This is a genomic window from Prevotella brunnea (assembly GCF_008016795.1).
GTDB lineage: Bacteria > Bacteroidota > Bacteroidia > Bacteroidales > Bacteroidaceae > Prevotella > Prevotella brunnea.
On sequence record NZ_SDIK01000044.1, the window covers coordinates 1 to 14,177 of the forward strand.

4 protein-coding genes are annotated in these 14,177 nt (G+C 47.2%); all 4 read right to left on the reverse strand.

All coding sequences use genetic code 11. The features are described 5' to 3' along the window. Positions 1-222: 222 nt before the first annotated feature. Positions 223-3,441 carry a C10 family peptidase gene (locus tag ETF27_RS06065; RefSeq protein WP_147785592.1) on the reverse strand — a complete coding sequence of 1,073 codons (3,219 nt, stop codon included), beginning with the start codon at positions 3,439-3,441 and terminating at the stop codon, positions 223-225. 183 nt (positions 3,442-3,624) lie between these two features. Continuing rightward, entirely contained in the window at positions 3,625-6,927 is a 3,303-nt protein-coding gene (locus ETF27_RS06070) for a C10 family peptidase (protein ID WP_130830112.1), read from the reverse strand. Between the two features lie 119 nt (positions 6,928-7,046). Beyond that, entirely contained in the window at positions 7,047-10,250 is a 3,204-nt protein-coding gene (locus ETF27_RS06075) for a C10 family peptidase (RefSeq protein WP_147785593.1), read from the reverse strand. Between the two features lie 169 nt (positions 10,251-10,419). Beyond that, on the reverse strand, positions 10,420-13,689 hold the full coding sequence (locus tag ETF27_RS06080) for a C10 family peptidase (protein ID WP_158635981.1): 3,270 nt from the start codon (positions 13,687-13,689) through the stop codon (positions 10,420-10,422). Positions 13,690-14,177 lie beyond the last annotated feature (488 nt).

Sequence of the window (14,177 nt, forward strand, 5' to 3'; positions counted from 1 at the left end):
GCTAAATCCGTATAAGACAATATTACTATCCGGCAAAACTTTTACAAGCAACATAACTTGGCATTATGTCACACCGACTACAAAAAGGTCGGGATTCCAAAGCGGAAACCCGACCTTTACTATTCTTTTCGATATTCATGACGCTTCCAACAAGCTCATTCGTTCATGATGCCAACATTGTGTACGTCAGAATTGCGAGATGTAATGTTCTTCCTTAAGAATTTACTTCACAAACTTCTTTCCATTCATGATATAAATTCCCTTGGGAAGGCGCGACAAGGCTTCCTTACCCACTGCCACTTTCATGCCGTTGAGATTATAAACAGGAGCAGAGAGGTCAGAATCAGTGGCTTCGATGCCCATGTTTTCTATACCCGCAGGGTCTAAAAAGCCTATGTTCAATTCTTTGGCGCCACCAACTGCAGGTAAGCTGCCACCGGCAAAATAGGCATTGAAGGCATTTACCTTCGCCGACTCCGACAGCTCAAAGTTGTCGCCTGTGGCATTGAGTCGATAAACATGGGTGAGCTGATTGTTAGAGAGCGTGCCCACAAAGGTGTAAACCACCCCACTCACCTCCGATAGGGCATTAGTAAACACCGTGGTGTTCTCTCCCTCGAAAACCATGGGTTTATCCACCAGCACCCAATCCTCACTCCACTTATCGCTTCGTGCCGGAACGGTAATGATGTAAGGATGATTGGCTACGAATTCATCAGCATGGTTGTAATAGACTGTGTTGCCATCTTCAGCCACAAAGTCCATCAGCCAAAAGTTCGCATCGCCTTTGGATTTGTGAGTGGGCGTAAACCATTTCAGTGTCTTCGAAGGGTCGTCCTTCAGACTCACCTTGGTAACGTTGAATGGCAACATAATGGTTTCCCAACCCATTTGGTTGCCGGCATTTCCTTTGGAAAAGGTTCTTGTATAGGAAATTTTCTCTGCCGTGAAGTCGCGCAAAGGCAGGAAGTTGTGGTCTGCCTCAAGATGGATTTCAGTGGCATGGTCTCCCACAACGACATTGCAGCCATTTAGTTCTGAAGGAACCGTGGCACCCGCAGGGAAATAATACAAACAGTTGGGGTTGCTTCCCGGTGTTATTGTTCCAAGCGAGCTGAGATCGGCATCGGAAAAATCCACGTTTTCCATATCGCCAACAGCGATGGGCGATGAACTTACAATGGACTTTATGTTTCCGTTGGCATCCCTCATGATAACACCCGGTGCACACGTATAGGGGTCGTCGAACCAGTTTGGTGTTGTGGTACTACCATTTATCAAGGCATACACTCTGTATTGCTTGCCGGGCACAAATCCGCTAAGGGTGAAAGGAAACGTTACCGTTGCGCCTCCTTCGGCAGATACCTTTGTCCTCATTGTCGCCATCGGACTTTTCGAGGTACCGTTCTGCTCGCTATAGTCAAAGGCAGCAACCGTAACATCCACATTCGTTGCGGGTGTCTGTTGCTTATTGGTAAGAGTTACCTTACCCGTTATGGTGTTGCCATAGAAAGTTCTTCCGTTCACTCCGTCTATAGTGGTTGGACCTTTCAGTTCGTCATCTCCACCACTCTTTACCTTTACGGTGAATGAACCGGAACCAATCTGCACATCGTTCAACTTATCCTTCACCGTAAAGTTATACGTCGTCTCGGAAGTCACGTAAGGAGCTCGCCCGGAAAAGAGTACTTTGGCCGTTGTTCCGCCCTTGATGGTAGCAATGGCATCAAGCTTGGTGGTTTTGTAGCGCAAGGTGAGCGGACCGGAGAAGTCCTCGCCGGTGTTCTTCACCGTCACATAAATCTTCAAATCCTTGTCGGAATAGATAGCCTCGCGCTGTTCCGAACCCAAGACCTCAAGGCTGCTTGATGATTGTGAGAGCTTGCATTGAGTCTCGGTTATTTCGGCATTGAAGCTCAACTTGTTGTTCTTCAACGCATCGGCCATGAGATGCCACTCAGAAGCGCCCGACTCACGACAGACGGGATAGACCTTATAAGTGCCAAGAGGCAGCCCCGCCCCAAACGAAACATCTCCGCTCATCTTTTTGTAAACAGGGCCTCCATTCTCATAGGTCTCAGCAGGATAGTGCGTTATTTCAGCGACGAAAGCGCCGTCCTTATAGAGTGCCAGTCCGACTTCGTAATTTAGTGCTGTTGCTCCCTTGCGGTTATAGAAGCGCATGCAAGGCGCAGAGCCCGTGAAGTTGGCACTGCTGTTGGTTCGCGTGAAAGTGTTTGTGTAGGAAGTGGCAGACATTTCGTAGATGTTGAGTGCGATGAAAGGTTTTGTTCCGCCGTTGGGTCGTTGAATGCCGATGACCGCTTCCTGATCCAAACCGAAGCCGTTGCCCATGCTTCCGCCCGTTCCCTGAATCTCAGGGAAGAGTACCGAGAGTAGGAAATAACCATCTGAACGACCGTGCCACCCCCAGTTGATATGGAAGTATTCACCGGAAGCATAGCCGTCGCAGACGAATGCGTGCCCACCGTTGATTGATGTAACTCCGGAGTAGAGCACCGGACGATTGTTGGCGAGTTCATTATAGATAAGATCGTTCCAGTCATCATAGGAATATTCCGAGCGCGATACCAACTGTAGCCCGGCATCATAGCCGAAGTACTCAACAAATGCCGGATAGAAACGGCGCGACAATGCGCCGGAACCACCCTTTGAACCGAGATTGTAGTTCATTTCGAGTGCCTGTCCGCAATAGAGCATGAGTTCTGACACTGCACATGGGTCGGCAGTGGCATCCGAAGCATAAGTATCGCTCATCTCATTCCACTTGAAAGTGGTAATGGGCAATTCGGGCATCGTCGTGTGGATGGCAGCAGACTGGTAGCCGGGAATGCTCTTCCGAATCGGTCCCTGCGGATATCTGTGGAAATACATGATTTGTGCCATAGCGGTGGCAGCACAACCCGTTGCGGTATGCTCGCCATTCACCATGGGAGTTTGATTGTAATAAGGCAATCCCTGATCCCATCGGCTGGGCACCAGCGGACGGATGGAATGTTTCGTAGGTTTTGGAGCGCGTGCCTTCATCTTCTGTGCATAGGGAACGTCCTCCATTCCGGAAAGGATTTCCATCTGCCGTTCATAACCGGTGAACAAATCCTGAAGATTGGCAGGAAGATGGTCGGTATCGATGCTGCCCGTGTCGGAGTAGCCCAAGATACTTGGAGCACGGTCGTCGCCCGATACAATGACAAAGCCATCGTTATCGCTGATGTTGAAAACGTAGAACGGTGCCTGTCCTTTCGTATTCTCCGAGGTCAAAGGCAGACGCATTGCCCTTTTCATTTTGTGCGACTTCATGCCGATTCGGTTCTGCATGAAATTTTGGGCTATTTGCTGCGCCCGACTTGGGTTTACCGGTGCTGCCGACACCAACATGCCGACGCATAGCCCAAGCAGAAGAAAATATATTTTTTTCATAAGATATTATTTTTAATCACCGAAATGTCTGTTCGTATTCGCGAAGGGGTCGAAGCTCCGCCTTGCTAACAAGGGTCTTGCAGAACTTCTATGACTTCTCGCGACTCATCCCATTCCTGTTCTTGATTATAAGAAGAAAGAGAAAGCCCCCCTAAAAGATTTGGCGTGGGGGCTTTTCACTTCCTATTTGATAATTTTCTTTCCATTCATGATATAAACGCCCTTCGGCAGATGGTCGAAGTCGGCCTTGCCGTGACCTACCACCACGCCACTGACGTTGTAGATGGTATGGGAGGAGGCGTCGTTCTCATCGTGGACAGCATGGATACCTGTGGGGTCGTCGCCGAGGATGCACACCTTCAGTTCCTTTGCGCCTGAAGTCTCGGTGATAACTTCACCATCAGACTTGAAATAGGCATGGAATGGTGCGACGGTCAGACTCGGCATACCCACGAATTTCGTACCGGTGGCATTGAGCTGATAAGCACTTTCGAGAGCCTTTGTACGGTAAGAGCCATAGAAATTGTACTTGTTGGTCGAGACAACCGCCTTTGTGTTGTAAGCAATCTCTGCATTGGTGCCGTGGAAGACGATGTCCTTGGTTGTAAGGTCGTACTTTGCTCCCCATCTATTGCCGGCTACGGCGATGATATAAGGTCGGTTGGCCTTAAACTCCTGCGAATATTCGTAGTACATTTTGTTGTCGGATTCGTCCTCGCCATATACGTTCATCAGCCAAATGCTCTTGCCTTTCTCTTCCTTGGCTCTGAACCAATCGTAAGAAGTGTCATTAACGGTGATGTCGGTAACATCGAACGGCAGCACAATAGTCTGCCAATTGTAAGTAGTACCATCATTGCCTTTCGCGAAATTGCGAGTATAGGTGATGTCGCTTGCAGTGAAATTATAAATGGGGAAGAAATCGGCTTCGGAACCATCAACCAACGCTATCTTGTCGGCAACGTTGCCCTTGATGACATTCTTTCCATTCAAAGCGGTCGGCACCGTAGCACTGGCGTTGAAATAGTAGAGTGCGTTAGGATTGGCACTCGGTGTAATGGTGCCCGTCACTGCTGAAGATTGAAAATCTACTGCTGCCGCATGGGTCAAATTCATGACCTTGGATGGGTCGTAGTTCTTGAACGTGCCATCGGCATTGACGGCTAAGACGCCTTCCTTGGCTGTAAACAAAAGAGCAGGACTGAGCTGATTGTATCGAGTGTCATAGAAAAATCCGGCAATGACGTACTTCTTGTTCGGTTCAAGACCGCTGAACGTGAATGGGACATCGCCCGACTGTCCGGCGAGAACGGAGATGGTGGTCTCTACATAGTCAAGACCTTTGCCCGTTGAACCGTCTGCAAAAACAATACGCACCTTATCTTCAAAATCTAATGTGCCGGTATTGTTGAAGGTTACCTTACCTTTGATGATTGAACCGAATACATTCTTCGAATCGTCAATATCATCAACGGTTATCTGGCAAGAAGCAATCTTTCCATGTTTATATACCCTATCCGAAATCGTGAATGTGCCGGCAGAGCCCGGAATATCTTTAAAGTAGCCTTCATCTTTGCCGGTATCGGGATTTTTTCGCGTGGCAATGGTTGCCAAGCTATAAGTATAAGCGCGTGATTCATAAGGAGTGTAACCAAATGAGACGCGAGATGTCTTGCCGGGTGCAACCGACAAGGATACTACTTTTGACTTGTCAGCTTTCCCATCAATCATGAGATAAACGTCATCATAGAAGTCTGAGCCGTTGTTGGTAACGTCAAAGTTGATTATCTCTGGATCATACTTCAGCAGATTGCCCTCAACAGTGGATGTAGCTTGTAAGCTTTTATTGCTCCCATCTTCTGCTTTCGTGACGATGTACTCAGTGTCTGTAATCTCAACCTCAACATAGTTGCGCGTTGAACCTTCGCAGAGTAACCAGTTCGGGTCTGAAACAGTCCGATAGATAGGTAAAACCTTGTAAGTTCCCAATGGAATACCGGCACCGAAATCAACGATTGAAGGAATATAGATGGAACGACCGGCACCGAACTGAGAAAATGTGAGGGAATTTCCTCCGTCGCTAAGAACAGTCTTAAGCTCTCCCTTATCGTTGTAGAGTCCTACGCCAACATAATAAGTTTGAGCTGTCTTTTCAGTGTTTATAGCTTTGAAAACAAACGATACTCCATAGAACTTTGGATCACCAAAGTCCGTTCCCTTGAAATTAACATCCTTAGAAGTACGAGTAACACGCTGCATGGCCGGTGCAATGCCCTCGGCAATCACCGTCGGCGCAGCAGCTTCTCCATGGTTAGGCTGAATGCCCACTATGGCTTGCTGGCCGCGTGAGTAGCCACCGGTAAAGCCTCCGATGCCCTGTTGTCCCGGCTCGAGTACCGACAGACGATAGTAACCATCTTGAGAGCCACCCCATCCCCAGTTGATGTGGAAATACTCGCCTTGCGAATAACCGTCCATAACGAAACAATGCCCACCTGAAGGCGATGAACCGCAGAATACAACAGGGCGTTTCGCCTCCAATTCCCGATAGAGCACATCTGCCCATGTATCGGCAGTATAAGCCTCTCGGAATATAACACGCGTCGTAGCAGAATAGTCGAAATAGGTTTTCAGTGCGTGGGGAACGAAACCACCAATAGTACCTGAACCGCCTGTCGAACTGTAGTTGTACGACATATCGACGCTGCTTCCGCAATACTGCATCAGTTTGGCAACGGCGTCGCCTTGCGCCTGAGTATAGCTGCTGCCATAAACATCAAGCATATTGTTCCAGTCGAATGTTGACACCGGCATTTCGGGAATATTGTAGTGCAGCTCATCCGTCGTGTAAGCCGGTATGACAGCCGTCGTAGTTTTGGGCCATTTATGATAGCCCATGACCTGTGCCATAGCTGTTGCCACACAACCGGTTACGAAGCGACCGTTCTTAGTATCTTTGGTCTCATCCGCTGTTGTCTTCGGGTCATCGTTGATGACCGGACAGAGATTGTTGTAAGGCTCATCCTGATTCCACCGGCGGGCAACCAGTGGCGAGATGGCTTCCCTTGCCTTGATGACGGCTTTCCGGCTCGCACGCATCTTGACCGAGGGAATGTTCAACTTGTCCAACTGCTTGAACTCCTCAATGTATGAGTCGAGGAATGATTTCATGTTCGGGTTCATTTTGCTTTCGTCGAACGAGCCGACATCAGCATAACCGAGAATCTGTTCGGTGCGATCGTCGCCCGATACAATGACGAAACCATTGTTGTCGCCCACGTTGAACACATAGAAATACGATTGTTCCGAAGCTGACATGAGCTTCGGCGCTCTATACGCTTGCCGCATTTTCGCAGTATGGGGCATATTGCGTCGGCTATTGAGAAAAGCCTGTGCTTCCTTTATCGCCTGCTCTTTTGAAATGGGACCTGCCCATACCACGACAGAAAGCAATAGAGCGAATAGTAATGATATTTTTCTAAACATATCGCAATAATAAATAGTAAAAAAGTTATGCCATCAGCCCTCAACGGACAGATGTTTTTCTTCCATCCGTTTCAGGTTGATTTGGCTTATTTGAATATCATAGAAATCAATTATAATTCTTACTTTACAATTTTTCTTCCATTGACAATATAGACTCCATGAGGCAATGCTTGTAACGCAGCCTCGCCACGTCCCACTTCCATGCCATTGAGATTGTAAATGACGAACGAGACTTCTGATTGGATTTCCATCTCATCGATGCCATTCGTATTACCGTTCTCACCATCTATCATTCCAATAGCGAGTTGCTTTGCAGCGGTTTCAGTGGTATTCTCATGATTCATCGTAAAGTATGCCTCAAAAGGATTGATTTCAATGGATGTCGAATTCAACGTGAAGGCATCTCCATCGGTGTTCAATTTATAAATATCGCTTTGCGAGCAACCTGTCAGAGTTCCCTCAAACGTATAGTCGTAACCACTTACCAACCTTCTTTGTGTAGGTTCAATGGTAACGTTGTCGGCAGAGAAAGTGAATTCCTTATTGGTAAGCGTATATTGTTCGCCCCATCTATTGCCCGGCTTAGGCATATTGATGATATAAGGAGTGTTCGCTTCCAAACTTTGGGCATAGTCATATAACACCTTATTGCCATCTTCTTCCACGAAGTGCATCAACCAGAAATCAGATGTCCGATCGGTTTTACTCTTAAACCATGTTACGCTTTTATCGTTTGCCGTAACAGTTGTAGCAGTGAAAGGCAGTATGAGGGTACTCCATCCCTTCTTGGTTTCTCCCGGTTTACCTGTTGCTCCGTTGGTGAAAGTTCGTTTGAACGCTATCTTCTTTGCTTCGAACTTGTAAGGGGCGAAGTAAGGTTGAGCATTGACGAGTTGGATATTATCTGCCACTCCCCCAACAATGACGTTTTTGCCGGCAAGTTGTGCCGGTATCGTTCCGGACGATTTGCCAACAAAGTACAAACAGTTCGGGTTTTCGCTGACTTTCGTCATGTTGATTGAAGCAAGCGGAAGATTTTCAAAGTCGGCAGATGTAGCCCCTGTAAGGTCGATTGCATCGGTTGGCTTGAAGATGCGAACAGAGCCATCTGCCATGGTTGCCGCAATCCCCTCTGCACTAATATAAACACCGGTTTTATCCAAAGGTTGAGGTTGTCCATTATTCATGTAACATGCGACAATAGCATACGCTCCACCGAGAGGCAGGTTCTTGAATTCGAATGGTATATCGGTTGTGCCAACAGGTATCTCATTGTCATTTCCCACAAAATCATTCTGCGAATAGGTCGAAGTGTTGTTCAAATCGAAAGATTGACCGTTCACGACATTGAGCAACCAAATGGAAACACCTTTCTTAAACGGAAGATTTGAGTAATGGCTGTTTGTAAAGCGCACGCTTCCTTTCAACACTCCATGATAGAATTTACCCGTAGTCGTGGAAGTGGGAGCGTCTACATTATCGAGAGTAATTACAGCTTTGCTAAGCGAATAGGCTGTAGATGACTGACTGATGGTTATATTGTCATCATAGAGGATAGTCCCATCGTCGGTTGAAACAACACATCGTCTTGAGCCGGAGAGGTCGGGTTTGAAGTTGAACGTAACCTCAGTAATCTGACCTTTTCCAATATGGACACTCGATCCCGTTGTTGCCTTGGGATTAGTGGATGATGGATTGAAATAGAACCAGAGAGGTCCTTGGAAATCCTCCGCAAGATTGCGTATCTTGAACAGTGCCTTACATGGTATGCCAACTTCGGTTCCGGTGAATTGAGGCTGCTCCACCAATTCAAGTTTAGGAGTATTGGTAAAGACAAGTTTCGTGTCAGTGATTTCTATATCAAAATGATTCCTCTCCGAACCCAAACACTTCTGCCATGGGTCGCCATACTTTTCCTTTGATACGGCACAAATTTGATATTTGCCATTAGGAACATCAGCCGGGATATTGAAATAAGGTGCACTAATCTTCTTTTCTTCTCCTTCGCTTAATGAGATACTAGTAGGTCTCTCATAAAGTGGGCGTAACAGTCGATCGCCCTGATAAAGTGCCAATCCTGTATAAGCCGTAAAAGTTTCATCGAAATGATGGCGGACTATATAATTAATACCTATATTGGCAAAAGCAGAACTACTATTACTACGTGTGTATTCCGGATATTCCTTATACATTACAAATACCGACAACCGGCGTTGCTGAGTCTGTGATGTGGTATTCTCATGGTCATCCGGCTGAATACCGATAACGGCTTGCTGATTATTGGAGTACCCCCCTGATGCTCCGCCTAAACCGGCTGATGCCGGATGGAGCTCCGGCAGACGATAGAAGCCATCGGACATACCCGACCATCCCCAGTTGATGTGGAAGAAATCGCCTTTTTCGTAACCATCGATAATGAAACAGTGTCCGCTGCCTTCCGGTGTCATGGCGCCATAAATGACAGGACGTCCTTCCCGGAGTTCGTTGTACATCATATCGTTCCACTGATTAACCGTAAAGTTGAAACGTTCCACGTACTGCATGTCCGGGTCGTAGCCGAAATATTTTATCATGGCCGGACGAATAGAGGTAATCCATGCACTTGAGAAAGAGGTGGAATAACCCATCTTCACACTGTAACCGCAATACTGCATTAGGTCTGCCACAGCCTGTCCCGATTCCGCAGAGTATTGCTTCGAATAGGTGTCGGTCATCTTGTCCCATTGGAATGTCGTTCCCGTAACATCGGAAAAGGCGTACGACGGAGCCTTCAAAGGTCCGCACGATGCCGGGAATCGATGGTAGTACATCACTTGTGCCATGGCTGTTGCCACGCAACCCGTGAGATTGCCTTTGAGATTGTTGTTGTAGGGGGCATCTTGATTCCAGTGTGCCGGTACGACGGCAGGGATCGACTTCTTGGTTGCCACGACAGCTCGTGCCTTTCGGTTGGCACTATTAGCAATAGGATAGCGTACATTCGCCTCATAAGCCTCAAGCAAGGCTTTCAGTCCATCAGGAAGATTGTTTTTATCTATTTCCCCATTATCAGAATAACCGAGAATAGTTTCTGTCTTGTCATCGCCGGAAACAATAACGAAGCCCTTTTGTTTATCAATGTTGAACACATAATAAGCCGGGGTCTCAATTTCTGTCGATAACTTCGGACGCACAACTGAAGTCCCATTCGCACCTCTCATCCTATGTGCGTTTTTGGTAATGAACGCAGTAGCCTCTTTCAGTGCCCTTTGTTTGGTAATGGGGGCGCCAAAGACAGTTGCCACAATAAAAAGACAAACAAAAGTGATTGCTTTTCTCATCATAATAGTATCTCTAATGTTGTTAGTAATTTATCCAACCTGCGAGCTTCTGTTTAGGGAGAATGTATCTATCTGCAGGTCGTTTGCGACAAATAATTCCGTTGTTTATTTCTATTAAAGTTGCCTTGTTGCAGGTTCATATACCCGCAACAAGGCATAAAACAGGAATGGGTTATCTTACAATTTTCTTTCCATTGACAATATAGATTCCATGCGGTAGAGAAGGCAACTCCTTACTGCTCTCGGCCACCTTCATACCGTTCAGGTTATAGATGGCACCATTACCTCTCCCGATGATATTGTCGGTGGTTATCTCTTCAATGCCATTCGGATTGATAAACCCAATCTGCAAAGCTTTGGCATGGCTTGCGCCGGAAGTTCCGCCATCAATGAAGTAGGCGTTGAAAGCTTTCACGGTGGCAGACGCCGTCAATTCAAAGTTGTCGCCGGCTGTGTTCAATTTATAGATATTGTCGAATTGCTTTGTCGGAAGCGTACCAACGAACTTATAGTCCGTTCCGTTTAACTGTGCCCTGACATTGGCAACCACCAGTGCGTTCTCACCCTCAAACAGCATGGGTTTGTTCACCAAGACCCATTCATTGCTCCACTTGGAACTCGTTGCCGGTACGGCGATGATGTACGGGTGGTTCGCCTCGAATTTGTCGGCATGTTGGTAGTACACCTTTGCGCCGTCTTCCTGAACAAAGTCCATCAACCAGAAGTTGGCAGCACCCTTTGAATTGTTCGTGGGTGTAAACCATGTCAGTTGCTTTGTCGGTTCTTCTTTCAACGTTACCTTAGTAACATCGAACGGCAACATAATGGTTTCCCATCCTTTCTTATTACCCGGATTACCTTTGGTGAACGTGCGTTCGTAAACGATTTTCTTCACCGTGAAGTCGTATGGGGTATAGAAGTCCTTTGCCGCATCGATGGATATGTTTTCAGCCTTGCGGTCTTTCACAATGTTCTTTCCCTCAAGCGAAGCACCGACTGTTTGATATCTGTTGGTGAAATACAAGCAGTTGGCATTGTCGCTTGGTGTGAACGAAGCAGGCAGTGAGCTGCCCAAATCCTCAAAATTAACCGCTGTTGCGTTGCTGAAGTCGAGCGTACTTGCCGGATTGACGTATTGAACCGTTCCGTCGGCATGATAGATGCCCACTCCTGCCTTGCATTGATAAGTGTCGCTGGTGGCAGCAGGAGTGATAGGATCCTTCCCTTGATATACCAGCGTTCCGACGAAGTAATAATTTTCGCCCATCAGCCCGCTGAGGTCGAACGGCACTTCGAGCTTCTCATGTGCGGGAATTCTTACGATGTCGTTCTTTGAGGAGACGAACTTCAGACTCGTACCGTTCTTGTGAACAACATTCACGTTGATTCGGTCCCAATATTCCTCATTGTTGTTGTTCGTGAAAACCACCTTACCGCTGAGTCGCTGCCCAAAGAACTTTTTGGTGGTCGGGTCCGGCTCATTGACGATAATCTGAACATCGGGGGCAATAGCTGTTTTAGGTGCGATGGTAACATCGATTTCCTTGCTGCCTCGAACAACAGGGTCGTTGAATTCGCCTCTGGCAATTCGCAGATGATAGTCTTTAGCGACGTCGAACACACAATTGTTTATCGTGAGTATTTCGGTTTCGCCCGGTGCCAATGTTAGTGGTGCAGAGGCTATCGTCGTGGTATAACCATCGTAATTAACAAGATTCACATTGTCGCTGAACTCCTTGGTTCCCTGATTCTTGATGGTAACCGCAGCAGTTTGCGCCGTCCCCACGCGCAGGTTTCCACCCAACTCGATATTCTCTACAAAAAGAGCGGCTTTCCCGACAGGTGCGGCTGCACGAGTCATGACGTATGAGGTCTCGGTGATGACCATGTCGTAGGCATACTTATCAGCATCGACACATGGATACCACTTGTCCGGCCCACTGACAAAACTGATGGGCTTAACCTTGTAGTTGCCCGGCTGAAGTCCAGCACCCCATGAGGTTTGTTTAAATTGACTGGTATGTTTGAAGGATGTACCTGAACCCCACGTCTTCATTCCACTTTCCAAAAGTTTGGCAACAAGGTTGCCGCCCGCATCGTAAACACCGACACCGTATTTGGCATTCACCTGTACCGACATATCATTTCTCAGTGTATATGGATTTAGGGAACTTCCTGGTTCAAAGATGGTGAAGTTGGAAGAGACGCCCGAACGTGTTCCGCGCAAATCACTGTTACTATAGGAGAAAGACGCTACAGTAAGTCGTTGTGCATCGTCCACTTCGTCGCCACCCGTGTCGCCACTACCCGGCTTCATGCCCACGATGGCGAGTTGCCCCATGGAATAGCCACCGGAAAAGCCACCGATGCCACTTGCGGGTGGGTTCAACAGGGAAATGACATAGTAACCGTTCACCATGCCACCCCAACCCCAATTGATGTGGAAGTAGTCGCCCTCGGCATAGCCGTCGCAGACGAAGCAGTGACCGCCACCCGAAGGTGTGACCCCACAATAGACCACGGGGCGTTTTTCTTTCAACTCATTATAGATAATGTCGTTCCACTCATTCTGACTTTCGTACTCGTTGCGGTTGATGCGCTTGGTTGTAACGGCATCGTAGCCAAAATACTTCACCAGTGCCGGAGCAATCATGAAACCTGCCGCACCCGACGACTTGTAGCTGTAGTTCATTTCCACAGCCTGACCGACCGCACGCATCAGTTGCGCCACGGCGTTCCCTTCTCCGGAGCTGTATTGACCGGACTTGTAGATGTCGCGCATGTTGTTCCAATCCACCGTAAATGCAGTTGTGGCATCATAGTGCTTCTTTGCACTTGACGTGTAAGCCGGTATCGCCGGCACACTCTTGGGCCACTTGTGGTAGTTCATCACAATCGACATGGCGGTTGCCACACATCCTGTCACGCTCTTTTCTGTTTCACCCTCAGAGATAGGGCAAGCATCGTTGTAAGGCGCAGCCTGATTCCACATTGCCGTGCACAGCGGGGCAATGGAAGCCTTAGTCTGCACGGGTGCCTTACGCACTTTAGAGACACCGTGTTGAGCAATAAACTCATCCAAATGACCTATCTCATTGTCATATACGCTCAAGAGATATTGAAGACCATCCGGAACATTCTCCTTGTCGAACGCACCTTGATCGGAATAGCCGAGTATCTGCCGGGTGCGGTCATCGCCGGAAACAATGACGAACCCTTCGTTGTCGCCAACATTAAATATATAATAATGTGATGAATTACCCTCGGTAGCCGGAGCAAGGTTGGGGACAACGCGCCTTATCTTGGCATTTTTACTTGCTTTTCCGCGTTGTCCGGAATTTAGGAAAGACATAGCTTGCTTTAAAGCAGTAGCCTGATCTACCGGTGCTGCCGTGGTAAATAAAGACACCAGCAGACCAATAAAAAATAAACATTTTTTCATATTATCATACATCCAATTAGTGTTCGTCTCATTGCGCTCCTATCATTCGGGGAGATTACCCTCCCCTCACCATCAAGGAAGCATATACGTTTTCAGAAGATTGGTTTGTCTGTGACTCTATCATTTCCATGACAACTTTATGCCTCACGAAACCGTTGTTCCGCCTACTTTGGGAAACAATGCTTCAGATAAACCTCACTACTTAGCCTGCAAATATAAGAAAATATAAATACAACCGCAAGAAAAAAAATAAATATTTTTCATTTTTTTATTTCTCTATCGGTAAAATATCAATGGCATCCTAAATATTTTTTACCCCATACGAGACAAAGCTGACCTTTTGCTTTCCAAAAGCTAAGCTTTTGCACTGCAAAAGGTCATGGATTGGAGTGCAAAAGCTTACCTTTTAAATCCTGTTTGATATTATCCTGATTCTCAATGGTTTATGAGGCAAGCTGCTAACGCTGTTTGTGTAATATAATTTCGTA

Bases quoted from the DNA above. Each gene is read 5' to 3' on its own strand.
- ETF27_RS06065 (WP_147785592.1), bottom strand. From the start codon at position 3,441: ATGAAAAAAATATATTTTCTTCTGCTTGGGCTATGCGTCGGCATGTTG.
- ETF27_RS06070 (WP_130830112.1), bottom strand. From the start codon at position 6,927: ATGTTTAGAAAAATATCATTACTATTCGCTCTATTGCTTTCTGTCGTG.
- ETF27_RS06075 (WP_147785593.1), bottom strand. From the start codon at position 10,250: ATGATGAGAAAAGCAATCACTTTTGTTTGTCTTTTTATTGTGGCAACT.
- ETF27_RS06080 (WP_158635981.1), bottom strand. From the start codon at position 13,689: ATGAAAAAATGTTTATTTTTTATTGGTCTGCTGGTGTCTTTATTTACC.